Annotated in this window: 21 protein-coding genes; 9 read left to right on the forward strand and 12 right to left on the reverse strand. The window is 70.5% G+C overall.

Going from position 1 to position 20,722, the window contains the following annotated elements; translation table 11 throughout:
• From H537_RS44630 to H537_RS0121650, 5 genes are all read right to left on the reverse strand, one after another.
• On the reverse strand, positions 1-926 hold a 926-nt coding region (locus H537_RS44630), incomplete at its 3' end, for a UxaA family hydrolase (protein ID WP_043459587.1).
• Positions 927-976: 50 nt separating this feature from the next.
• Positions 977-1,939: a Bug family tripartite tricarboxylate transporter substrate binding protein gene (locus tag H537_RS0121635; protein ID WP_028999515.1), complete on the reverse strand. Its 963-nt coding sequence runs from the start codon at positions 1,937-1,939 to the stop codon at positions 977-979.
• Between the two features lie 77 nt (positions 1,940-2,016).
• Positions 2,017-2,994 (reverse strand): 2-hydroxyacid dehydrogenase, encoded by a 978-nt coding sequence (locus H537_RS0121640; protein WP_028999516.1) that lies wholly within the window; start codon positions 2,992-2,994, stop codon positions 2,017-2,019.
• Between the two features lies 1 nt (position 2,995).
• Positions 2,996-4,012 (reverse strand): Bug family tripartite tricarboxylate transporter substrate binding protein, encoded by a 1,017-nt coding sequence (locus tag H537_RS0121645; protein WP_051243054.1) that lies wholly within the window; start codon positions 4,010-4,012, stop codon positions 2,996-2,998.
• A gap of 74 nt (positions 4,013-4,086) precedes the next feature.
• The gene (locus H537_RS0121650) at positions 4,087-5,235 is read right to left on the reverse strand and encodes an L-talarate/galactarate dehydratase (protein ID WP_028999518.1); all 1,149 of its coding nucleotides are present in this window, start codon (positions 5,233-5,235) and stop codon (positions 4,087-4,089) included.
• Between the two features lie 200 nt (positions 5,236-5,435).
• Between H537_RS0121650 and H537_RS0121655 the strand changes: the two genes are divergently transcribed.
• Positions 5,436-6,452, forward strand: a complete 1,017-nt coding sequence (locus H537_RS0121655) for a LacI family DNA-binding transcriptional regulator (protein WP_028999519.1) — start codon at positions 5,436-5,438, stop codon at positions 6,450-6,452.
• Positions 6,453-6,479: 27 nt separating this feature from the next.
• On the opposite strand, the gene H537_RS49575 is transcribed toward H537_RS0121655, so the two are convergent.
• The 3 genes from H537_RS49575 to H537_RS44640 form a co-directional block, all read right to left on the reverse strand.
• A complete protein-coding gene (locus H537_RS49575; protein ID WP_051243055.1) occupies positions 6,480-7,706 on the reverse strand; it encodes an HD-GYP domain-containing protein in 1,227 nt (408 codons plus the stop codon).
• A 180-nt stretch (positions 7,707-7,886) separates the two neighbouring features.
• On the reverse strand, positions 7,887-9,125 hold the full coding sequence (locus H537_RS0121665; RefSeq protein ID WP_051243056.1) for an ROK family protein: 1,239 nt from the start codon (positions 9,123-9,125) through the stop codon (positions 7,887-7,889).
• Positions 9,126-9,423: 298 nt separating this feature from the next.
• Positions 9,424-9,735: a hypothetical protein gene (locus tag H537_RS44640; protein WP_051243057.1), complete on the reverse strand. Its 312-nt coding sequence runs from the start codon at positions 9,733-9,735 to the stop codon at positions 9,424-9,426.
• A 358-nt stretch (positions 9,736-10,093) separates the two neighbouring features.
• Between H537_RS44640 and H537_RS0121675 the strand changes: the two genes are divergently transcribed.
• Positions 10,094-11,095 (forward strand): HD-GYP domain-containing protein, encoded by a 1,002-nt coding sequence (locus H537_RS0121675; RefSeq protein WP_028999521.1) that lies wholly within the window; start codon positions 10,094-10,096, stop codon positions 11,093-11,095.
• A gap of 160 nt (positions 11,096-11,255) precedes the next feature.
• On the opposite strand, the gene H537_RS0121680 is transcribed toward H537_RS0121675, so the two are convergent.
• On the reverse strand, positions 11,256-11,522 hold the full coding sequence (locus H537_RS0121680; RefSeq protein WP_156901870.1) for a hypothetical protein: 267 nt from the start codon (positions 11,520-11,522) through the stop codon (positions 11,256-11,258).
• 113 nt (positions 11,523-11,635) lie between these two features.
• Here H537_RS0121680 and H537_RS53280 point away from each other — a divergent pair, with 113 nt between their 5' ends.
• The 3 genes from H537_RS53280 to H537_RS0121695 all read left to right on the forward strand — a co-directional run bounded on the left by H537_RS53280 (position 11,636) and on the right by H537_RS0121695 (position 13,361).
• Complete coding sequence (locus H537_RS53280) at positions 11,636-11,818, forward strand: hypothetical protein (RefSeq protein WP_156901871.1); 183 nt, start codon at positions 11,636-11,638, stop codon at positions 11,816-11,818.
• Between the two features lie 10 nt (positions 11,819-11,828).
• On the forward strand, positions 11,829-12,254 hold the full coding sequence (locus tag H537_RS0121690) for a PACE efflux transporter (RefSeq protein WP_028999523.1): 426 nt from the start codon (positions 11,829-11,831) through the stop codon (positions 12,252-12,254).
• Between the two features lie 63 nt (positions 12,255-12,317).
• Positions 12,318-13,361, forward strand: a complete 1,044-nt coding sequence (locus H537_RS0121695; protein ID WP_043459416.1) for an AI-2E family transporter — start codon at positions 12,318-12,320, stop codon at positions 13,359-13,361.
• A 246-nt stretch (positions 13,362-13,607) separates the two neighbouring features.
• Here the strand turns inward: H537_RS0121695 and H537_RS0121700 are convergent, their stop codons facing one another.
• Positions 13,608-13,838 (reverse strand): hypothetical protein, encoded by a 231-nt coding sequence (locus tag H537_RS0121700; protein WP_028999525.1) that lies wholly within the window; start codon positions 13,836-13,838, stop codon positions 13,608-13,610.
• Here H537_RS0121700 and H537_RS53285 point away from each other — a divergent pair.
• Positions 13,837-14,070 (forward strand): hypothetical protein, encoded by a 234-nt coding sequence (locus H537_RS53285; protein WP_156901872.1) that lies wholly within the window; start codon positions 13,837-13,839, stop codon positions 14,068-14,070. The genes H537_RS0121700 and H537_RS53285 overlap by 2 nt on opposite strands.
• Before the next feature lie 215 nt (positions 14,071-14,285).
• Here the strand turns inward: H537_RS53285 and H537_RS0121705 are convergent, their stop codons facing one another.
• Together H537_RS0121705 and H537_RS0121710 are read right to left on the reverse strand one after the other, a co-directional pair.
• Positions 14,286-14,498 carry a hypothetical protein gene (locus H537_RS0121705; RefSeq protein ID WP_028999526.1) on the reverse strand — a complete coding sequence of 71 codons (213 nt, stop codon included), beginning with the start codon at positions 14,496-14,498 and terminating at the stop codon, positions 14,286-14,288.
• 332 nt (positions 14,499-14,830) lie between these two features.
• Positions 14,831-17,059, reverse strand: a complete 2,229-nt coding sequence (locus H537_RS0121710) for an FUSC family protein (protein ID WP_156901873.1) — start codon at positions 17,057-17,059, stop codon at positions 14,831-14,833.
• A gap of 175 nt (positions 17,060-17,234) precedes the next feature.
• Here H537_RS0121710 and H537_RS0121715 point away from each other — a divergent pair, with 175 nt between their 5' ends.
• The 3 genes from H537_RS0121715 (at position 17,235) to H537_RS0121725 (ending at position 20,654) form a co-directional block, all read left to right on the forward strand.
• Entirely contained in the window at positions 17,235-17,936 is a 702-nt protein-coding gene (locus tag H537_RS0121715) for a fumarylacetoacetate hydrolase family protein (RefSeq protein ID WP_028999528.1), read from the forward strand.
• Positions 17,937-18,558: 622 nt separating this feature from the next.
• Entirely contained in the window at positions 18,559-19,260 is a 702-nt protein-coding gene (locus tag H537_RS53290; RefSeq protein WP_156901874.1) for a fibronectin type III domain-containing protein, read from the forward strand.
• A gap of 50 nt (positions 19,261-19,310) precedes the next feature.
• Positions 19,311-20,654 carry a hypothetical protein gene (locus H537_RS0121725; RefSeq protein WP_156901875.1) on the forward strand — a complete coding sequence of 448 codons (1,344 nt, stop codon included), beginning with the start codon at positions 19,311-19,313 and terminating at the stop codon, positions 20,652-20,654.
• Positions 20,655-20,722: the final 68 nt, after the last annotated feature.

Consider the following 20,722-nt stretch of genomic DNA (forward strand, 5'->3'; position numbering starts at 1 on the left):
ACGGTGGCGCCGGCGCGCACCAGCAGGTCGGCGCAGAAGCCCACGGCCGGGTTGGCGGTGACGCCGCTGAAGGCGTCGGAGCCGCCGCACTGCACGCCCACGACCAGCTCCGAGGCCGGCACCGTCTCGCGGTGGCGGGCGTTGAGCCGCTCCAGGTGCACTTCGGCGCGCGCCATGATGGTGACGATCATCGGCCCGAAGCCGTCCTGCTCCTGCAGCGTCACCACGTCCAGCCCGGGCTCCTGCGGCTCCTGGCGCAGGTCCTTGATGGAGAAGGAGCCGGGCGGCAGCAGCCGCTCGGGCTGCAGCTTCTCGCAGCCCAGGCTCACCACCATCACCTCGCCGCCGAAGTTCGGGTTCAGCGAGATGTGGCGCAGGGTGCGGATGGGAATCACCGCGTCGGGCGCGTCGATGGCCACGCCGCAGCCATAGCCGTGCTCCAGGCCCACCACGTCGTCCACGTTGGGGTACTTGGGCAGCAGCTCCTCGCGGATGCGCTTGACCGCGTGGTCCAGCACGCCGGCCACGCACTGCACCGTCGTCGTGATCGCCAGCAGGTTGCGCGTGCCCACCGAGCCGTCCGGGTTGCGGAAGCCCTCGAAGGTGTAGCCCTCCAGCGGCGGCAGCTCCACCTGGCGCGTGGCCATGGGCAGGTCTTCGAGGCCGCGGGCCTCGGGCATCTGCAGCCGGCGCTCGTGCATCCAGCTGCCAGCGGGCAGGTCGTCGAGGGCGAAACCGATGGGCACGTCGTAGCGGCGCACGGCGTCGCCGGCCTTGAAGTCCACCAGCGCCACCTTGTGGCCCTGGGGCACGTGCTCGCGCAGCACCAGGCCGCCGGGCAGCTCGGTGCCGGCGGGCAGGCCGCCGTCGTTGGCGACGATGGCGACGTTGTCGCGCTCGTGCATCTTGATGGTCAGGGGTTCCATGGCTCGGGTCTTGGTCAGGGGTTCGGGTGGGCGTGAGGCACGGGGCGCCTTCAGTCGGCGGTGATCTTTCCGGTCTCGATCACCTTCTTCCAGCGCTGGAACTCGGCCGCCTGGAAAGCCGTGAACTGCTCAGGCGTGTTGCCCACGATCTCGAAGCCCAGCTCCTGCAGCCTGGGCTTCACGGCGGAGTCGTTCAGCCCGGCCACCAGCGTGTCGCGCAGCTTGGCCTTGACGTCCGCCGGCAGTCCCTTGGGCGCGGCAAAGGCCTGCCACGAGTACACCGTGACGTCCTTGAAGCCCAGCTCCGCCAGGGTCGGCACGTCGGGCAGCAGCGGCGAGCGCTTGTCGCTGGTGATGGCCAGGGGCCGGAGCTTGCCGGCCTTGTAGTTGGGCAGGCCGGTGTTGATGTTCATGAAGGTGGCATCGACCTGGCCGCCGATGAGGTCCTGGATGGCCGGGGCGCCGCCCTTGTAGGGCACGTGCGCGGCGCTGGTCTTGGTGGCTTGCCAGAACAGCTCGGCCGTGAGGTGGTCGCTGGTGCCGTTGCCTGCGGAGGCGAAGGTCATCTTCCCCGGGTTGGCCTTCAAGTAGGCGAGCACGTCGGCGAAGCTCTTGTGCGGCGAGGTGCCTGGCACGGTCAGCACGTTGGGCGCCTGCACCGCCACGGTGATGTAGTCGAAGTCCTTGAGCGCGTCGTAGGCGGTGTTCTTGATCAGGTGCGGCCCGATCACGAAGGGCCCCAACGAGGACACCAGCAGCGTGTAGCCGTCCGGCGCCGCGCGCTTGACCGCGGCGGCGCCCAGCGTGCCGCCCGCACCGGGCTTGTTCTCCACCACGAAGGTGCTGCCCAGCTTCTCCTGCAGCTTGGCGCCCAGCGTGCGGGCGATCATGTCGGTGGAGCCGCCCGCCGGGAACGGCACCACCAGGGTGACCGGCTTGGACGGCCAGGATTGGGCATGGGCACCGCTCGTCGCGGCGAGTCCGAAAGCCAGGGCAGCGAAAAGCTTGCGCATGGGTGTGTCTCCAGAGTTCTCGAATTGAATGGAAAGCGGCGTCGGGCGGACGCGCCGCTCCGTACGGACGGCAAGCGCTACAGCGTGGGCGGCTCTGCGCTGCAGACCGGCTGGCCCCGCTCGAAGAACGCGCGCAGGTTGTCCACCACCAGATCGGCCATCGCCGCCCGCGTCTCGCGGGTGTTGCTGCCGACGTGGGGCAGCAGCACCACGTTGTCCAGCTGCAGCAGGCGCTCCGGCACCCGCGGCTCGTTCTGGTAGACGTCGAGGCCGGCGCCGGCGATCCGGCCTTCGGCGAGCGCTTCGACCAGTGCGTCCTCATCCACCACGCTGCCGCGCGCGATGTTGACCAGGAAGCCCTCCGGCCCCAGCGCGTCCAGCACGGCGGCGTCCACGATGTGGCGCGTGGCCGCGCCGCCGGGGAGCGCCAGCACCAGGAAGTCGGCCCAGCGCGCCAGCGCGTGCAGCGAGGGCTCGTGCGCCTGCGGGAGGCGGCTCACTGGCTGGCGTGCGTGGTAGCGCACCTCCATGCGAAAGCCCTCGGCCCGCGCGGCGATCTGTTGCCCGATCCTGCCCATCCCGACGATGCCCATGCGGGCGCCGCTGACCTTGCGCATGGTCGCGAAGGGTCCGCCCGGCCAGCGCCCGGCGCGCACGTAGCGGTCGGCCGCGCTCAGGCCGCGGGCGGCGTCGATGACCAGGCCCATCGCCGTGTCCGCCACGCAGTCGTCGAGGACGTGCGGCGTGTAGCCGACCTGGATGCCGCGCTCGCGGGCTGCCGCCAGGTCGATGCGGTCCAGGCCCACGCCGAAGCTGGAGATGACCTGCAGGCCTGGCAGCGCGGCCATCATGGCGGCGTCCACGCCCACGGGCGCGGAGGTCACCAGGGCGCGGAAGGACGCTGCATCACCCTGCAGCCGCGCAGCGAGGTCACGCTCGCCCGCGAGGTCCGTCAGCTCGTAGTCCTGGGCCAGCCGGGCCAGCAGCGCCGGGGCGATGCGGCCGACGTTGAGCAGCCGGGGCCGCGACCCCGGCAGGGGTTTCGATGCGCTCATCTCAGTCGAAGCTCGCACCGGATTCCTTCACCACGCGCGCCCAGCGCTCCTTCTCCTTGCGGATGAAGGCGCCGAACTCGGCCGGCGATCCCGGGCGCAGCTCGGCACCCATGGTCGCCAGCCGGGCCTGCACGTCCGGCGTCGCCAGGATCTTCGTCACCGCGGCGTGCAGCGTGTTCACCACGGCGGGCGGCGTACCCGCCGGCGCGGCGATGCCCTGGTACGACCCGGTCTCGAAGCCGGGCAGGCCCGCGGCCTCGGCCACGGTCGGCACGTCGGGCGCCGCCGCGAAGCGCTTGGCGCTGGAGACGGCCAGCGCCTTGAGCTTGCCGCCCTGCACCAGCGGCAAGGTGGCAACCATGCCGTTGAACAACACGTCCGCTTGGCCCGCCGCCACGTCGTTGAGCGCCTGCGCGCCGCCCTTGTAGGGGATGTAGGACCAGGCCACGCCACTGCGCAGCGCGAACTCGATGCCGGCAAGGTGATTGGCGCCGCCCGTGCCCGAGATCGCGAAGTTGACGGTGTTGGGCTTGGCCTTGGCCAGCTTGATCAGCTCGGCGACGCTCTTCACCGGCAGCTGCGGGCTGACGGCCAGCAGGTGCGGCGAGTAGGCGACGAGGGTGACGGGGGCGAAGTCCTTCACCGGATCGAAGGGCAGCTGCTTGAACACGCTGGGCGCGATGGCCAGCGAGCCGATGTCGGTCAGCAGCAGCGTCAGCCCGTCGGCGGGTGCCTTGGCAACGAAGTCCGAGCCCAGGTTACCGGTGGCGCCGGCCTTGTTCTCGACCACCACGGTGGCCCCCAGCAGCTCGCCCAGCTTCGGCGCCAGCATCCGTGCCAGCACGTCGGAGGTGCCGCCCGCCGGGTTGGGCACGACGATCTTCACCGTCTTGCCGGCGAAATGGGCGCTTCCGGGCTCGGCCGCCAGGACGGCCCGGGGCAGCGCCGTGGCTGCCACCAAGGCGGCAGCGGCAGCGATGCCGAGCAGGCAGCGCCGGGGATGTGCGTGGTTGACCATCGAATGTCTCCTCGTGGTGGTGTCGTCGGGTGAAGGGGAAAGGCTCTGCGGCCGCCCGCTGCGGCGCCGGGTGGTCAGGCGCGCTGGCCGAATTCCGCGGTCTCGCGGGTCCAGGCCCGCGCCTGCTCGCTCAGGGACACGCCCAGGCCGGGCCGCGTGGGCACCAACATGCGGCCGTCCCTGATCTGCAGCCGCTCGTTGAACAGCGGCTCCAGCCAGTCGAAGTGCTCCACCCACGGCTCGGTCGGGTAGGCGGCGGCCAGGTGCACGTGCAGCTCCATCGCGAAGTGCGGGCCCAGCATCAGCCCGGCGTGCTCGGCCTGCGAGGCGATCTTCAGGAAGGGCGTGATGCCGCCCACGCGCGGGCCGTCGGGCATCAGGTAGTCGGCCGCGCGGTGACGGATGAGCTCGCCGTGCTCGGCGGCGCTGGTGAGCATCTCGCCGGTGGCGATGGGCGTGTCGAACTGCGCAGCCAGCGCGGCATGGCCTTCGTGGTCGTAGGCGTCCAGCGGCTCCTCGATCCAGACCAGGTTGAACTGCTCGAAGACGCGGCACATGCGCTGCGCGGTGGGGCGGTCCCACTGCTGGTTGGCATCCACCATCAGCGGCACGTCGTCGCCCAGGTGCTTGCGCACGGCCTCCACGCGCCGGATGTCCAGCGCCTTGTCGGGCTGGCCCACCTTGAGCTTGATGCCGCCGATGCCGCGCTCGACGGACGCGGCCGCGTTGACCAGCAGCTGCTCCAGCGGCGTGTGCAGGAAGCCGCCCGAGGTGTTGTAGCACTGCACCGAATCGCGGTAGCTGCCCAGCAGCTTGGCCAACGACAGGCCGGCGCGCCTGGCCTTGAGGTCGTACAGCGCCACGTCGAAGGCGCCGATGGCCTGCGTGGACAGGCCACTGCGGCCCACCGAGGCGCCGGCCCAGCACAGCTTGTTCCACAGCTTGGCGATGTCGCTGGGGTCTTCGCCCAGCAGCGCCGGCGCGATCTCCTTGGCGTGCGCGAACTGCCCCGGGCCGCCGGCGCGCTTGGAGTAGCTGAAGCCCAGGCCCTCGTGCCCCGAGGCCGTGCGGACCTCGGCGAACAGCATCGCGATCTCCGTCATCGGCTTCTGGCGCCCGGTGAGCACCTTGGCGTCGCTGATCGGCGTGGCCAGCGGCAGGTAGCACGAGGAAATGCGCACCCATTCGATGCGGTCGGTGCTGGCGGAGAGGGGAGTCGTCATGGGCGGATCCGGGGAGGGAAGCGAAAGCGCCATGTTCCTCAGAACATGACATCGTTGTCATTCACGGCATTGCTTTGGCGATAAACGCTGAAGCGGTGCGCAGGTCGCGAATGTTATCGTTGTCATTGCCTAGGTCAAGAGGCTTGCAGGCATTCATGGACAATCCTGGGGATTCCACCGATCCACCTGCCCGACACCGCATGGCCGCCTCGCGTCCCGCCCGAAAGACCGTCACGCTCCACGATGTGGCCCGCGAGGCGGGCGTCTCGACCATCACCGCCTCGCGCGCGCTGAGCAACCCGGCCCTGGTGTCCAAGGACACCATCGAGCGCGTGCAGCAGGCGGTGCGGGCCACGGGCTACATCCCGAACCTGCTGGCCGGGGGGCTGAAGTCGCAGCGCAGCCACATGGTCGCGGCGCTGGTGCCGGCGCTGTCGGTGGCGCAGTTCCTGCCGACGATCCAGGCGCTGACCGACGTGCTGGACGCGGCGGGCTACCAGCTCATCCTGGGCCAGACCGGCTATGACCATGCGCGGGAGGACGCGCTGCTGGGCACGATGCTGAGCCGGCGCCCGGATGCGCTGGTCATGTCGGGCTTGGTGCACTCGGAGGCGTCGCGCGAGCGGCTGCGCCGCGCCGGCATTCCGGTGGTCGAGACCTGGGACCTGACGGACCACCCGGTGGACATGGTGGTCGGCTTCTCGCACCTGAAGGTGGGCAGCGCCATCGCCGGCTATTTCCTCACCAAGGGCTGGCAGCGGCTGGGCATCGCCACCGGCGACGACGAGCGGGCCGCGCAGCGGCGCGAGGGTTTCGTCGCCACGCTGGGCCGCGAAGTGCCAGTGGCGGTCGCGCCGGCACCGAGCAGCCTGGAAAGCGGCCGGCGCGCGCTGGGCGAGCTGCTGGCGCAGGACCCGGCCCTGCAGGCCGTCTACTGCAGCTCCGACCAGATGGCGCAGGGCGTGCTGGTGGAGGCGCGCGCGCGCGGGCTGCGCGTGCCGCAGGACCTGGCGGTCTGCGGCTTCGGCAATGCCGCCTTCGCGGCGCACTACGACCCGTCGATGACCACGGTGCACGTGGACGGCCCGGCCATCGGCCGCATGGCTGCCGAGCTGCTGCTCGCGCGCTGCCGCGACGAGGCCGTGGCGCAGCGCGTGGTGGACCTGGGCTTTCGCATCATCGAGCGCGAATCCACGGGCGGCAGCGGCCGCGGCTGAGCCGGCCCCGGCGCCGCGTGGCCGGGCTCAGGCCATCGCCATCAGGCGCCGGCCCGCGGGCGCGAAGGCCGCGCGGCTGGCCTGGTGCAGCACCTTGAACTGCTTGCGCGACGGCTGCACGGCGACCTGGTCCGCGCGCAGCGCGGCGCGCACGCGCAGGCCCAGCCGGGCCGTATCGCGCAGCCGCGGCTCCAGCAGGCCTTCGCCCTGCGCGTTGACCAGCGCGGCGGCCAGCGGCTGGTCGGCGCGCGCACCGCGGCTGAGCACGATGCCCACCTCGTCGCTGTCGAGCAGCACGAAGCTGCCCGGCGGGTACAGGCCCAGCACCTTGAGCAGGACCGCGCCCAGGCGGTCCGGCCGGCCGTCGGGACCCAGGCACACCTGCTTGGCGGCCTGCAGGGGCGACAGCGCCACGCGGTCGGCACGGCAGCTGAGCTTGGCGCAGTACACGTCCACCCGGCGCAGCAGCCGGGCCATGCGCTGCCCCGGGCGCAGCGCGGCTTCCGGCAGCGACTCCAGGCTCGCGTCCTGGTGCAGCCGCACCGCCTCCAGCCACACCGGGTCGCTCACGCCACTGGCCTGCAGCAGCGCCGCCGCGTCGTCGCCATGGCGCGCGATGCGCGCGCGCAGCGTCCGGTCCAGCGGGCCCACGTGCGTGCGCGCCAGGCGGTCCTGCAGCCGGTGCACCGTCACGTTCATGGTCAGCGCCGCCAGCTCCAGCGCCTGGACCTGCCCGGCGTCCCAGCCCAGCTCGCGCGCCATCGCGCCGGCGGCCAGCATGCAGCGCAGCGCCTGGTGGCTGCTGTACTGCTCGGCATGGCGTGCGCGGCTGTGGAAGAAGTGGAACAGCGCCTCGTCCAGGCGCGAGCGGCCCAGGGCGCTGGCGCGCGCATGCAGCTGCAGCACGCGGTGCAGCCAGGGCTGCCCGGGAGCCGCATCGCGCAGCGCCATGTCCAGTTGAGACTGCAACTGCTCCCACACGTCCGCGTCGGTCTCTCCCGTCACGGCAGCATCGTTGCCGGCCGGGTGCCGCGAGGCCATGGGTTGCGCGCGCGCGATGAGCGCCAGCGGCGCGTTGCGCCGCACCAGCGCGTCCACCGTCTGCGCTAGGCTGCGGCGCCAGGCCTCGACGCTGCGTGCCTCGCCATAGACCTCCCCGAAGGCCAGCAGCTTGGCGCGCACCGCCTGCTCGTCCAGCGCCTTGAACGCGGGCAGCAGCAGCTTGCCGTCGCGGTCAACGATGTCGAAGGGCAAGCGGGATTGCGAAAAAAGATGCTCGCGGGAGAGAGTCAGTAATTGCACAGCCGTGAACCTTGCACTGCATCAACGAATGTCGCGCAGCTTAGGTTTCTTGGCATTGGCGAGGGTGGCATGAGTGTGAAGGCGTGCCCGGTGCCTTGCGATGCGCCTTGGCGGCACGGAAGGCCAGGCGCTTCAGCCCTCGGTCTTGAGAAACAGGTCCCGGTCGGGTGCGAAGGCCGCGTACAGCGGCAGCAGCGCACCGCCGACGGCGCGGGCCTCCGCACCGATGGTGCCCGCCAGCAGCTGCGGCGCCGCCACGCCTTCCCAGTCGTACAGCGCCTGGGCACGCTGCACCGCTTCCAGCAGCGCCTGCAGCAATTCACGGTCGAAGGCGCCGTCGATGATCACGCCCTCCAGGTCCAGCAGGCAGGCCGCGGCGTTCATGGCCATGGCGATGGCCCGCCCGGCCTGCGCCAGCCAGGCCTCGGTGTGCGGCTTCCAGGGCGGCTGCAGCGCCTGCGCCAGCGCCGCGGCATCGGTGGGCAGGCCGGCGTCGCGCCAGCGCTGCTCCAGGCCCAGCAGCGAGGCGGCACTCAGTAGCTGCGAGGGGCGGCCGCCCTCCTCGTTCGCCAGGCCCAGCGGCAGCGAGCCCACGGCGCCGGCGTTGCCGTGCAGCCCCGTGCGCAGTCGGCTGTCCAGCACCAGCCCGCCACCAATGAGCGTGTCCACGAACAGGTACAGAAAGCTGTGCACGCTGTGGCCGCGCCCGGCCACCAGCTCCGACACGCAGGCCGCGGCCGTGTCCTTGAGCGCGTGCACCGGCAGCCCCGTGCACCGCTCCACCTCGGCGCGCAGGTCCACGCCGTGCCAGCGCGCGGCCTGCGCCGGGTCGATGCCCAGCAGCGAGGCCCAGCCGCCCATGGACAGCGGCGCCGCCAGGCCCACGGCGGTGATGCGCTCGCTGCCCTCGGCGCCCAGGTGTTCCCGGATGGCCTGCAGCCGCTGCCCGATCTCGGCCAGTACCGCCTGCGGATCCGGAAAGTCGTGTTCCAGCGACCAGCGCTCGCGCACCGTGCCCACGAAGTCCACCAGCACCGTGTCGAGCCGGCGCCGGCCCACGTGCACGCCCACGGCGAAGGCGCCGTCCGGGCGCAGGCCCAGCGGCACCGAGGGCTGTCCCACCCGGCCGCGCACCGGCGTGCCCTTGAGCAGCAGCCCCTCTTCCAGCAGCCGCTTGCTGATCTGCGACACCGTCTGCGCGGTCAGCCCGGTCAGCCGCGCCAGCTCGGCGCCGGGCAGCGCGCCATGCAGCCGGATCGCGTGCAGCACCACGCGCTCGTTGTACTGGCGCAGCCCTCCCTGGCTGGAACCGCGTGGCTTCAGGCGCGCCGACGCGGTGGCCCCCTCCTGCTGCAGTGCTTCGACGCTCAAGCTTGTCTCCTTGCGCGCCCCGGCCCGCCGGCCGTGCCCGCCCGTGTGTTCATCACGGACCATCCTGACGCTCGCCCAATGGCCCTCGTGAACCAGTGTGGTGCAGGCAACTACTTAAATCAAGATGACTGATTATTAGGAAAAGCACCCGGGCAAGAAAAAAGCTCCGGATCCGCGCAGGCGGATCCGGAGCCGTGGCTCAGCCGCTTGGCGGCTGTCGTTGAATGAGCCGCGTCACACCCCGGGCTTGCACCTGCGGGTATGACGGGCCAACTCAAACCGTCGTGAAGTCAGGAAATCAGGCGTGCCCGGGCGGGTAGGTGAAGCCGAAGCCGCGCTCGAGCTCCAGCCGGGTTTCTTCCAGGAAGTCCTCCTGCACCGGGTCGGGCTCGCCGCCGCGCTGCAGGTGGATCTCATACCAGGCGGCGATGAGCACGCAGATGGTGGGCTCGGGCCCGTCCACGATCTCCTCGATGTCCAGCCCGCTGGCTTCGCAGATCGCCTCGATCGGCTCCATGGCGAAGACCACGGCGCCGTCCTCGGCGTCCCGTGACAGCTGCAGGTCCGAGAAGTTGATGCCCTCAGGGATGGTGGCATGCATTTCGATCACGATTTCCCTCCGTGAATGCCGCATTCGGCACGCGCTCGTTGACGAGGGACTGGCCCTGCGGCGTGCCGTCCCCAACCACCGCGGTCTGGAAGGAACGGCCCCGTTGCTGCCAGGCCTCAGACTCAAGCTAGCACGATCCGCACCATGGTGCACGCCCGCCGCTAGATCGGCCCACGATCGCGCCGGCCACACCCGCCCTGTCCCGCCCAGGCACGGTGCCGCGGCGCGCGATCTGGCCACAGTGTCCTGGCATGACGCGCTGTTGCAATGCTGCGGCCTCAACACGCCCCTGCCGGTGGTCGATACCAGGGGCAACCCGCCACTCATAGCGGCACGGTATCCATCAAGACTCACGACCATGACCACCCCGCCCGTTCTCATTGTGGAAAGCCATCCCGACGATCTCGCCAACATGGCGCAGGTGCTGGCCGCCGGCCACCGGCTGTCCTTTGCCTGGACCGGCCGGGACGCCCTGGCCTCCGTGCGCAGGCAACGACCGGCACTCATCCTGCTGGACACCGAGCTGCCGGACCTGGACGGCCCCACCCTGTGCCGGGCCCTGAAAGGAGATCCGGACACCGCGGCGATCCCGCTGGTACTGATCGCAAGCCGCGCGCACGCCAGCCGCAAGGCCGCCGCGTCCCTGGGTGCCGACGGCTGCTTGATCAAGCCCGTGAGCGCACAGGAGTTGCTGGACTGCGTGAAGAGCCAGCTCGTTCCGCAGGCACAGACGGCCCTGGACGCCGACTACCGCGACGCGCTGGACCTGCTGTGCAACGCCGGCAGCGACCGCCCGGACCGGGCCGGCAAGCACCCCCTGCGCGTGGCTGCCTATGCCGCGGCACTGGCGGAAAGCGCGGGCTGGAGCGCCGAGCAGGTGAACCTGATCAACGTGGCTGCCGCGCTGCACGACATCGGTGAGCTCGGCGTGCCCGAGGCCATCCTGCTCAAGCCGCTGAAGCTCGACGACGGCGAGTGGGAACTCATGAAGACCCATTGCCAGATCGGCCACGACATGCTCGCCAGGCAGCATTCCCCGGTGTTCCAGCTGGCGGCGACGATCGCGCTGCACCACCACGAGAAGTGGGACGGCAGCGGCTACCCGGCGGGCCTGGCCGGGCGGGACATTCCAGAAGCAGCACGCATCGCGGCGGTGGCCGACATGTTCAACGCGCTGACGACGACGCGCCCCTACCGCAAGGCCTGGCCCGTGGACATCGCGATGGCCACCCTGCGCGGCGCGTCCGGCAGCCAGCTGGAGCCGCGCCTGGTGCGGCTCTTCGAGTCCATCCTGCCGACCATTCTGGAGATCAGGACCGGGCTGGAAGCTGCCCAGTGCGCGCAGCCCGCGGCGGCCTGATCCGGATGCCGGCAGTCGAATGACTTCGCTGCACCCGCACAGCCCGTAGCCGCACAGGCGTGGAGCGGGTGTCCAGCAGCGCCAGGCAGCATCCCGGGGCGCGTGGATGCCCGCCTGGGCGGGCATGACGAAGGTCTTCCAGCCGCAGCGCGGACCGGGCTCAGCGCGCCAGCACGAGATCCGACAGCGACAGCGCCGTCACACGCGCCAGCGCCAGGCTGAACGCCGCATCGGTGTTGCCGTAGAGCGCACCGTCGGCAAAGCACAGCTGCCTTGGTGCCGTGATCGCCGCTGCCGCGTCGATCAGCGCCGTCAGGTCGATGCGGTCCTCGCCGCGCACGAAGTCGCCGACCTGGCTGTGCGTGGCGGCACCCAGCCCCGTGTCGGTGGCCGCCTGCACCCTCCTCACCGTTGCCGGTGCGACCATTTCCGCGCCTTGCGCCGCCGCGTGCCGGCATGAGCAGGTCCGCACGGCCGCCATCGCGCCCGGCGCAGGGAACCTCGCCGGGCCTGGGACAATCCCACTCTGGAGGAGATGCGATGAGAGCTTTGGGTTTCGTGCTGCTGCTGTTGCTGTGGGTGGTGCTGGTCTACGCGGGTTACGTGCTGTTCGGCTGGTGGATGGTCGCCTTCGCCACGCTGGGCGTGCTGTGGACGTACTTCAAGTTCAAGGCTCGCCAGGAGGCGGCGCGCAAGGCCTCGCAGCCTGGCGGCGGGGCTTGAGCGGCCCGGCATGCAGGGCATCAAGCGCCGCGTCGTCTACGTGACGCTGTACGAGGCGATCGCCATCGTGCTGGCCAGTGCCGGCTTCCTGCTGATGTCGGACGCCGACCTGCCGCACGCCGGCGCGCTCTCCGTGATCAGCTCGGCCGTTGCCGTGCTGTGGAACGTGGCGTTCAACCATGCCTTCGAGCGGTGGGAGTCTCGCCAGGCGGTGCGCGGACGCAGCCTGCGCCGGCGCCTGGCACACGCGGTGGGCTTCGAAGGCGGGCTGGCCGCGATGCTGGTGCCGGTGATGGCCTGGTGGCTGGACGTGGGCCTGTGGCACGCCGTGGCGATGGACCTGGGGCTGGTGCTTTTCTTTCTCGCCTACACCTTCGTATTCAACTGGGTGTTCGACCGCGTGTTCGGGCTGCCGCGCTCGGCGCTGCCGGTTTGACCATCCTGGACCGCGGACACCCGCCGCCCCGCCGTGGGCCTGAATGCAATACCAACAACGTGCATGACGAATAAATCGGACTGGCCGGCGGCGCCCGGCACCCTGGCGCACCGCATGGTGCAGGGCGCGAGCTTCGTGCTGGTGGGCGTGCTGTGCCTGCTGTCACTGTCCGCGGGCCTGCTGCCGGGGCTGCTGGCGGTGTGCGTGAGCTTCCTGCTCACCCGCGCGCTCACGCGTGTCCCGCTGGCGGCGCGGCACGCTGGCAGCAGCGGGCTGCCGCCGTGGCTGGCGGCGACGCTGGTCATCGTGGCGCCGCTGGCGGGCCTGGTGGCGCTGATGCTCAACGCCAAGGGCTACTCGCTGCTGGCGGTGCAGCAGTACCAGGAGCTGCTCAACCACCTGGCCAACACCATCCTGGAGATGCGCGAGCGGCTGCCGCCGGAGATCGTGCGCCACCTGCCCGAGGGCGTGGCCGGCGTGCAGGAACTGGTGGCGACGCACCTGCGCGCGCAGGCCAGCCATCTGGCCACGGTGGGACGCACCTGGCTGCACGGCCTGCTGCTGGCCTACGTGGGGCTGATCGTGGGCGCGTTGCTGGCCACGCGCCGGCCGCCGGCGCAGCGTCGGCCGCTGTCGGCGGCGATCGCCACGCGCGCGGCGCACTTCATCGACGCCTTTCGCCAGATCGTGGCGGCGCAGTTCTGGATCGCCACCTTCAACGCCGTGCTCACGGCGCTGTTCGTGCTTGCGCTGCTGCCGGCCTTCGGCGTCGCCATGCCCTACGACTACGCCCTGGTGGGCATGACCTTCGTCTTCGGCCTGGTGCCTATCGTCGGCAACCTGGTGGTCAACGTGGTGATGACGCTGGTGGGCGTGTCGGTGTCGGTGTTCGTGGGCGTGGGCTGCCTGGCTTTCCTCATCGGCATCCACAAGGCGGAGTACTTCATCAACGCCCGCGTGGTGGGCGCGCGCACCAGCACCGGCGTGTGGGAGCTGCTGGCGGTGATGTTCGCCGCCGAGACGCTGTTCGGCGTCCCGGGGCTCGTGGCCGCGCCGCTGTACTACGCCTACGCCAAAAAGGAGCTGGCGGCGGCGGGGCTGGTGTGAGACCGACAGGGCGCCCGGCCGTCACCACACCGACTAATTCGTGCGAGTCTTCTCAAGCACCGCGAACATTTCCTTAGAAGGCGCCTCGCCCGCTTCCTGCGTGGTTGGAGGCCAGGGCCACGGCGCACGAGGCACGGCAGCCGTCAGAGCCGGGCAAGCCCAGTGCAGTGCGAACCGCGGGAAATCCAGGAAGACGGAAATCAGGCGACAGCGCCGTCACGGCGGCGCGCCCGTGATGTCATTGTGTCAGGCTGGCACAGCGGCACGCTCCATACCGACGGCATGCACCAGCGGGCGCCTGAATTCCTTGCCGATGACGGCGCGCGCATACAGATAGCGGCGCAAGGCCTGCTCACCCAGGCCGTCCATGTCCACCAGCCCACGTGCGTCGCACGGGAAGGCGCAGGCACGCAGCGGATCGACCAGGGATTCGAAGCGCAGTTCGTAGCCGGGCTGTTCCAGTTCCAGAGTGCTCATGCAACACGTCTCCTTTGCACGCCGCCTTTACTGCATCGACCGTGCCAACGCTGCAAAGGCCGAAAATCCAAGGGTTAACACCAAGAAGGGCATGGGGCCGCAGTGTCAGTGCGCTGCCTTGCTGCCGACTGACGCGAAAAGGTTTTCACGTTTTAACAACAAGGGCGTGTGCAAGTGGCACGTTCTGGTTTGCGGACATGTTTCAGGCTGGCATGGGCATGCCGCTTATTGAGATTGCCCAGACTTACAAGCGGTTTGGCGTCGGCAATATCCAACGCCTCTTGCACCACCGTGCCAACGATTTCACACCCAGCGCGCCTGATTGCGCGCAATCTCTTGAGCCAAGCCGAACGCGCGGCTAAGCAAGCGCCATCAATCTCGTGTCCGTAGGGGTGCCGGCCGCCACCGGAACGCCCATCCCACCGCCCGCGCCCGCTGCTGGCGGGCTCAACGCCGTGCGCGGCTCCTGACCGCCGGCAGGCGGTACACCCGCCCGATCACGGCCCGAGCGTACAGGTAGCGGTGCAGCGCCGCGTCCCCCAGGCGGTCCATGTCCACCTGCCCGTGCGCGTCGCAAGGGAAGGCGCAGGCCTGGCACGGGTCGGCCAGGGATTCGAAATGCAGCTCGTAGCCGGTGGAATCGATATCCGGTTGATTCATGGCGTCAACTCCGTCATGCCCGGCGCTCCCGACTGCCGCACCGGTGCTTGTATTGCTTCTGCCCTGACCATAGCAGCGGGCGTGCCGCCTCCACCCGGGCTTATGCCGGATCCCCCAGAAAATGGGAAAGCCCCACGGCAGCGGGGCTGATGAGGAGTTTGATTCAAGGCTGCCCAAACTCCAGGGGCAGGAGGCCATTGAATTCGGCACAAATACGATCGTGAATATGAAGCAGGCGCCGTGCCTGCTCCTTCACGGCGTGATGCAGGGTGCCGCTCCGCTGCCGGGCTGCCCCTGTCGGGCCGCAAGGCCACTGGCCGCTTGCGCCCCGTCTACGCCGCCTGGGCGGGCGAAGCCGGCGGGGCGGGCGGGTCGCGCAGCGCCTCGCCCACCTGGTCGGCCTCCTGCCGCAGCCGCCCCGCCAAGCCCCGCGCCAGCGCCAGCCGGCGCAGCGCCCAGGGATTGAGGTCCTCCTCGGGCAGGTAGGCCGGCAGGCGCGAGGTGCCGTCCAGCTCGGCCGGCTCCAGCGCCGGCGGCACGCCGTGCTCCAGCGTGGCACACAGGTCTTCGGCCGCCTGTGCCAGCGGCGCGCGCAGCGCCTGCAAGTCCAGCCGCCCGCGACGCAACACCAGCATGGTCTTGAGCGCGGTGAGCTGCGCCAGCAGCTGGTAGGCCTGTACCTGCAGCCGCTCCAGCGCCTGCAGCGGCGGACGCACCGCACGCGGCTCGACCAGCGCGCGCTGCGTGGCCTGCACCAGCGCCGAGAGGCTGTCGTAGGCCTCGCGCCGTGCCAGCCGCCATTGCAGCTCCGGCTCGTCGTCCACCGCCTCGAACTGCGCCAGCGCCAGCGCCACGCGCGCGTGCCGCGCCTGCGCCCGCAGCACCCGCGTGATCAGCGCCGGCAGCTGCCCGCGCTCCCACGAGGGCAGCACATAGCTGAAGCCCCAGGCCAGGCCCACGCCGATGAGCGTGTCGGCCAGCCGCTCCACCATGTCGAACACCGGCCCGCCCCCCGCCCCCAGCAGGTGCGCCTGCACCAGGCCCAGCACCGTGGCCGCCACCGACGTGGCCAGGTAGCGCCGCACGGCGAAGGCGTGCGCGACGGCCTGCGCCAGCGTCAGCACCAGCAGCAGCGCCCAACCCGGCGGGTGCAGCGCCAGCAGCGCCCCGGTGAGCAGGCAGCCGAAGAAGGTGCCCAGCACGCGGCTGTCGCGCCGCTCCAGCGTCTGCGCCAGGCTGCCGCGCAGCACCACCACGATGGTCAGCAGGATCCAGTACGCGTGCGTGCCCCAGGGCAGCGCCTGCGCCAGCGCGTAGGCGCTGCCCACGGCCAGCGCGGCGCGGAGGGCGTGGCGCAGCGGCGGCGCGTCCCAGCGCCACAGCGCCACGAAGGGCCGCCACGACCAGGCCGTCGGGCTGACGAACAGCCGCCAGGCCGTGCGCACCGCCGGCAGGTCCGGCTCGCGCTCGCCGCGCGCCAGCGCCACCGCGTGCGCCACCTCGTCGGCCACGTGGCGCACCCGGTTGGCGAGGCTGCGCGCCAGCCGCGCGGCGGGCTGCGGCTGGCGCTGCGCCAGGGCGTGGATCGCGTCCCACGGCAGGCGGCGCAGCCGCTGGCGCCGCGACTCGGAGGCCACCGGCGCACGCCCGGTGAGCAGCGCGTCGGCCAGCGCTTCGACGTCGGCCGCGGCGCCCAGCAGCATCGCGCGCAGGCCCGCCAGCACCGGCACGTGGCCGGGATGGGCCAGCAGCCCGTCCAGGTCCAGCTCGCAGGCCAGCAGGTGGTCGCGCAGCTCCAGCACGTGCAGCAGCAGCCCCGCCTGGCGCTGGCGCCGCGGCGTGCGCGGCGACTCCAGCACCAAGTCGCGCACCGCCTGGAGCTGGTCCGCCAGCGCGGCCTGGCGGCGCAGCAGCGCGTCCAGCGCCGGCGCCGTATCCGGTGCCGGCACGAAGCGCGCCGCCTGCAGCCGCATCAGCGCCGCCAGCGTGAACAGCACGTCGGCCAGCATCTGCACCCGGTAGACGCGGTTGAGCAGCGCGTTGGCCGCCGTGGCCCACAGCAGGTAGAGCCCCGCGCCCAGCCCGAAGTGCAGCGCCCCCTGCAGCGCCGCGCCCGGGGCCTCGTGGCGCGGCACGGCCGTGGCGAACACCATCGCGAACATCACCGACACCACGATCGGCAGCCCGCGCTTGCCCCAGGCGCCGGCCAGGAAGGCGAGGAAGGTGGCCGGCACCAGCAGCAGCCCCAGCAGCCAGGCGTTGCCGTGCAGCGCGTGGGCGGCCCAGAACAGCGGCCAGCCGAACAGCGCGGCCGGCAGCAGCCGCAGCAGCTTGCCGCGCTGCGGCGCGGGCTGGTCCGGCGGGATGCACACGATCACGCCCACCGACGCCGCCGAGGCGGCGGACGCGCCCAGCACCGCGTGCACGCCGGCTGAGATCAGCAGCAGCCCCAGCGCGGCCGACAGCCCGTTGGTGACGTGGGCGCTCAGCGCCGTGCGCACGCCCTGGCGCAGCCGCGGGGCGTCCGCGCGCAGGCGGGTCGGCGTCGGGCGCAAGGCCATGGCAGCAGGCTTCTCCCGTCGGGCGAAAACAGGTCCCGCGCCCGGGGCATAAGCCGTGCCGTCCCGCGGCGTGGACACGGCGCGGGCGGCATCACCGGCGCGGCGCGCGCCGGCGGCTACGCTGCGCTTCGCGCCCCCGCGCTGTTCGCGGCGGGCCCCGCCCAGGAGACACGACATGACCGATTACGTTTTCCCGCCCCCGCACGTTCCCTCGCTCGCCGTGGCCGGCAGCGGCGCGCGCTTCCCGATCCGGCGCGTGTTCTGCGTCGGCCGCAACTACGCCGCGCATGCACGCGAGATGGGCAACGACCCCACGCGCGAGCCGCCGTTCTTCTTCATGAAGCCCGCCGACGCGGTGGTGCCGGCCGAGGGCGTGGTGCCCTACCCCACGCTCACCTCCAACCTGCACCACGAGGTCGAACTGGTGGTGGCGCTGGCCCAGGGCGGCAGCCGCATCGCGCCGGAGCAGGCGCTGGCGCTGGTGTGGGGCTACGGCGTGGGCGTGGACCTCACGCGGCGCGACCTGCAGGACACGGCCAAGCAGATGAGCCGGCCGTGGGACTGGTCCAAGGGCTTCGATGCGTCCGCACCCTGCGGCGCGCTGCAGCCAGTGTCGGCGGTGGGGCATCCGGAAGCCGGGCGCATCTGGCTGCAGGTCAACGGTGAGCTGCGCCAGCAGGGCGACCTCACCGAGCTGATCTGGCCGGTGCCGGACATCATCAGCCACATCTCGCAGGCGGTGGCGCTGCAGCCCGGCGACCTGATCTTCACCGGCACGCCCGCCGGCGTCGGCGCGCTGCAGCCGGGCGACCGCGTGCGCGGCGGCGTGGCCGGCGTGGGAGGCTTCGAGTTCGAAGTGGGTCCGCGCCCGACCTGAGCCACCGAGCCCGCGCGGTGGCCGCAACGGCTGCCGCGCGCGTGCTGCACCCGCAGTACGCCACGGTGTGCAAAACCGGTGCCCGGCACCGGGTCGTCCCGTCCCGGGAGAACCCGGATATTGTTTAAGCCTAAATTAAATTTTCCGGTATTCCGCCCGCTGCCGCAGGCCGGGGGACGATGTGTCAGATCTTTTCATTGTCTAAGCATTGTCATCACGCCGGGACGGGCCATCAATTCATATCTATCATCTCGCCATCCACTTCACGGCTGCTTCGACTTGCGCCTGCCCTAGGCGCGGGAAGCAGTTTCGTTTCAATCAGATTTTGTATCACGTTTGCATCCTTAGGAAAGCGAAGTAAACGGATCCATTTTCCGAACCTGAGACGATTTCGTTCCGGCCAGTTTGCTGAAAGCGAGTCCTTCCCAACCTGAGCAAGCAACAAAAAGGTGCATGAATTTCCTGGGTTATTGACCCGGATTCATGCACATCGGGTCACGTCCCCTGCACGGTTTTACAGCCGGCAGCCGTGTTCCCAAGTTCGGCGCAGTAACTAGGCATCCACTGCGCTCAGCCGTCCCCGGTCTTGGCCCATTTGGCTCGGCGCCGGGATGCCTTTTTCATGTCTGCTTTTATAGACATCATGCCGCCACAAAATCGCTCCTCTCGCCTTGCTTTGCTCGCCGCTTTGATGGCGAGCGCCTTCCTCGCCACCGCCTGCGGCGGCGGCCAGGACAGTGAAAATACCGCCACTTCCGCTGGAAACAACAACGAAAGTTCCAAGGAAATTTCCCCGACCTCGTCCGGAACCTGGAACAGGGTGGCCAGCGAATATGCTTATTTCAAGCTCGCCACGCGCAGTTTCGTGCGCTACGGCTCGGGCAGCAATTGGGTCGGCAAATACGTGGAAGCCGGCTCCGCGCAATGCGCCAATGATTTCTTCGGTTCCGATCCCGCGGTGGGCGTGACCAAGGTCTGCGAGGTCTACGCGGCGGACACCACCCCGGCCCCGGTCGCCCCGGCCCCTGCGCCCGCTCCGGCACCCGTGCCCTCTCCCGCGCCCGCCCCCGCACCGGCGGCCACGGGCTCGGCGCTGCTGACCTGGACCGCGCCGGCCGGCTCCGTGTCGGGCTACCGCGTCTATTACGGCACCAGCTCCCGCGCCTACGCGCAGGACAAGGGCGCCGGCCTGTACGTCACCAACACCACCGTCTCGGTGCCCAATCTCGACAGCGGCACCACTTATTACTTCGCGGTCACCGCCGTGACGGTTGACGGCGCGGAGAGTACCTATTCGAGTGAGGCCATCAAGCCGATCCCCTGATGGATCCTTACCGGCCACAGAACACGCACCGACTCGAACAGGGGAACGCCATGAACACGATCCGATATTTCCGCCTGGCGGCGCTGGGTACCGCCTTCCTGCTGCCGGCGCTAGCCAGCGCGGCCACGTGGTACGTGCGCCCGGGCGCCAACGGCAACGACTCCGGCCGCGACTGGGCCAATGCCCTGCCCGCGCTGCCGACCAATTTCCAGCGCGGCGACACCTACTACATCGCCGCGGGCCTGTACCCGGCGCGCAGCTTCTCCACGCCCGCCAGCGGCACGGCCACCATCACCATCAAGAAGGCCACCGCGACCGACCACGGCACCAGCACCGGCTGGAACAGCGCCTACGGCAGTGGCCAGGCGGTGTTCGGCGGGGGGCTGAACTTCAAGAGCTCCTACTGGGTCATCGACGGCCAGACCGGCGGCGGCGCGGCCAACGACTGGGCGGGCAACTTCGGCATCAAGGTGGTCGAGCGCGGCGACGGCAACCCCGTGCTCAACGTCGGCCAGGAGGGCACGGCCAACAACGTGACCATCCGCCACGTCGAGCTGGTGGGCAAGGGCAGCGTCAGCAGCGCCGGCGGCTCCTACTCCAACGACGGCCTGGCCGTGTACGGCGCCTCCAACGTGACGCTGTCGTACTTCCGCATGACCGGCATCGGCCGCTGCCCCTTCTTCGTCAGCCCGCGCAACCTCGTCATCGAGCACGGCTGGGTGGAGTCGTACAACGGCTCCGGCGCGGTGCACTCCGAGGTCGCCAGCATCTGGGGCTTCTCCGGCAGCGTGGGCGACGTGACCTTCCGCCACAACCTGGTCACCGACATCCGCAGCACCGGCGGCCTGATGTGGGACAACTCCTCCAACCCCAGCGCCCGGCTGCTGGTGTACGGCAACGTGTTCTACCGACCGGAGGGCGCGAACTGGCAGGAGGCCAACGGCGTGGTGGGCGGCTGGACCGGCAACGGCGGCGAGGAGTTCCACAACGCCAAGGTCTACAACAACGCCTTCATCAACGTGAACCAGGCGCCGCTGAGCTCGCTGCCGCGCGTGGCCTCGGGCAACGAGGCCTACAACAACATCTTCTACAACAGCGACAGCCCGGACTTCTCGCGCTTCTCGAAGCACGACTACAACGTCTTCATCAACTCCGGCGGCACGCAGGGCGAGCCCAAGGGCATCACCGACAGCGTGAACCCCTTCGTGGACATCGCCGGCAAGGACTTCCGGCTCAAGAAGGCCATGCCCACCGGCCTGCCGCTGGGCGCGCCCTTCAACGTGGACGCGCTGGGCAACACCCGCGGCGGGGACGGCGTGTACGAGCGCGGCGCCTTCGAGTTCGAGACCGGAGCCACCAGGGTGGCGGCACCCACGGGGCTCAAGGCGCAGTAAGAAGAATCACGGTTCGACAGGCGAACCTTCTACCGCCCGTGCCGGGCCTGTCAAAGGGCCAGGTCCGG

The organism is Azohydromonas australica DSM 1124, from assembly GCF_000430725.1.
GTDB classification, from domain to species: Bacteria; Pseudomonadota; Gammaproteobacteria; order Burkholderiales; family Burkholderiaceae_C; genus Azohydromonas; species Azohydromonas australica.

What these genes read in the sequence shown, in the direction of transcription:
- H537_RS53290 (WP_156901874.1), top strand. Translation starts at nt 18,559, where the DNA reads ATGTCTGCTTTTATAGACATCATGCCGCCACAAAATCGCTCCTCTCGC.
- H537_RS0121705 (WP_028999526.1), bottom strand. Translation starts at nt 14,498, where the DNA reads ATGAATCAACCGGATATCGATTCCACCGGCTACGAGCTGCATTTCGAA.
- H537_RS0121700 (WP_028999525.1), bottom strand. Translation starts at nt 13,838, where the DNA reads ATGAGCACTCTGGAACTGGAACAGCCCGGCTACGAACTGCGCTTCGAA.
- H537_RS53280 (WP_156901871.1), top strand. Translation starts at nt 11,636, where the DNA reads ATGAGAGCTTTGGGTTTCGTGCTGCTGCTGTTGCTGTGGGTGGTGCTG.
- H537_RS0121715 (WP_028999528.1), top strand. Translation starts at nt 17,235, where the DNA reads ATGACCGATTACGTTTTCCCGCCCCCGCACGTTCCCTCGCTCGCCGTG.
- H537_RS0121710 (WP_156901873.1), bottom strand. Translation starts at nt 17,059, where the DNA reads ATGGCCTTGCGCCCGACGCCGACCCGCCTGCGCGCGGACGCCCCGCGG.
- H537_RS0121655 (WP_028999519.1), top strand. Translation starts at nt 5,436, where the DNA reads ATGGCCGCCTCGCGTCCCGCCCGAAAGACCGTCACGCTCCACGATGTG.
- H537_RS0121640 (WP_028999516.1), bottom strand. Translation starts at nt 2,994, where the DNA reads ATGAGCGCATCGAAACCCCTGCCGGGGTCGCGGCCCCGGCTGCTCAAC.
- H537_RS53285 (WP_156901872.1), top strand. Translation starts at nt 13,837, where the DNA reads ATGCAACACGTCTCCTTTGCACGCCGCCTTTACTGCATCGACCGTGCC.
- H537_RS0121675 (WP_028999521.1), top strand. Translation starts at nt 10,094, where the DNA reads ATGACCACCCCGCCCGTTCTCATTGTGGAAAGCCATCCCGACGATCTC.
- H537_RS0121680 (WP_156901870.1), bottom strand. Translation starts at nt 11,522, where the DNA reads ATGGTCGCACCGGCAACGGTGAGGAGGGTGCAGGCGGCCACCGACACG.
- H537_RS0121690 (WP_028999523.1), top strand. Translation starts at nt 11,829, where the DNA reads ATGCAGGGCATCAAGCGCCGCGTCGTCTACGTGACGCTGTACGAGGCG.
- H537_RS0121635 (WP_028999515.1), bottom strand. Translation starts at nt 1,939, where the DNA reads ATGCGCAAGCTTTTCGCTGCCCTGGCTTTCGGACTCGCCGCGACGAGC.
- H537_RS0121650 (WP_028999518.1), bottom strand. Translation starts at nt 5,235, where the DNA reads ATGACGACTCCCCTCTCCGCCAGCACCGACCGCATCGAATGGGTGCGC.
- H537_RS0121645 (WP_051243054.1), bottom strand. Translation starts at nt 4,012, where the DNA reads ATGGTCAACCACGCACATCCCCGGCGCTGCCTGCTCGGCATCGCTGCC.
- H537_RS0121725 (WP_156901875.1), top strand. Translation starts at nt 19,311, where the DNA reads ATGAACACGATCCGATATTTCCGCCTGGCGGCGCTGGGTACCGCCTTC.
- H537_RS0121695 (WP_043459416.1), top strand. Translation starts at nt 12,318, where the DNA reads ATGACGAATAAATCGGACTGGCCGGCGGCGCCCGGCACCCTGGCGCAC.